The following is a 1,008-nucleotide window of genomic DNA, read 5'->3' on the forward strand; positions in this document are numbered from 1 at the left end:
CAAACTCTCAAATATAATTTAAAAAGTTGTCCATCGCTCAGCTAATCATTATCTGAATATCTGGCTTGGTTGTTTGTTGTTTAATTCTTTTAAAAAGAATTTATATAATTAACCTACTGTTTAATTTTCAAAGTTCATTTTCTTAACTTCCTTAGTATAACAAACATGTTTTAATTTGTCAATTCAAATTTTCTTTTAACTTGTTTGCCTTTTCTTAAGGACAAGTAATACTATATCACCTTATATTTATTAGGTCAATACTTTTTCTTAATTTTTTTTAGTTTATTTTATAAAAACTTTATTTTTTTAAGTATATTCACAGTCTACCTAAATTTTATTCACATTATCAACAGGCCTTATCCCTTTAATAGACTCATTTAATTGTTTTTATCAACAGTTTACACAATTTATACTGGATTATTATTTTTTATAAAAAAATAGAAGTTTAAAGTTATTATTATTATTAAAGTTCACTTTAAACTCCCATTTTTTATAAAAATATTTTTGAATTTATTATTTATTTTTTAGTATATGTAATTAATTTACATTAACCTTCCTCTATTTGAATAATCTTTATGCTCATTATTATTATAATTTAACTCAGTAGTTACCCTAATAGAATTTCTTGCCTTATTATAATTTATTTTTATATTATTAAAACAACCATCATCTGAGTTACTTCTTAAATAGTTTCGTACTAAGTCTTCACCTGATTTAGTATCTACATCTTCATATATATTAAAATACTCTGGTGCAGCTACTTCTAAAGTTAAATTATATCTTCCATCTCCAACTCTACTTCTCATTTCATTCATATTATCCATGGTTTATCCTCCTAAATAAATTTTTAATTATTATTTAGGTTTCCCATATTCAAATCTTTTATAATACATTTATATATTTGAATAAATTTTATTAAAATAAAAAAAGATTACGTGGCTACGTCCTACTCTCCCAGGCAGCTTCCCACCAAGTACCATCGGCGCTAAAGAGCTTAACTTCTGTGTT

At 23.8% G+C, this 1,008-nt stretch carries 1 protein-coding gene; it reads right to left on the reverse strand.

Annotated features, from left to right (window positions below):
- Positions 1-542 precede the first annotated feature (542 nt).
- Positions 543-824 (reverse strand): hypothetical protein, encoded by a 282-nt coding sequence (locus tag ATCC9714_RS16410; protein ID WP_021122602.1) that lies wholly within the window; start codon positions 822-824, stop codon positions 543-545.
- Positions 825-1,008: the final 184 nt, after the last annotated feature.

This window comes from Paraclostridium sordellii (assembly GCF_000953675.1).
Lineage (GTDB): Bacteria > Bacillota > Clostridia > Peptostreptococcales > Peptostreptococcaceae > Paraclostridium > Paraclostridium sordellii.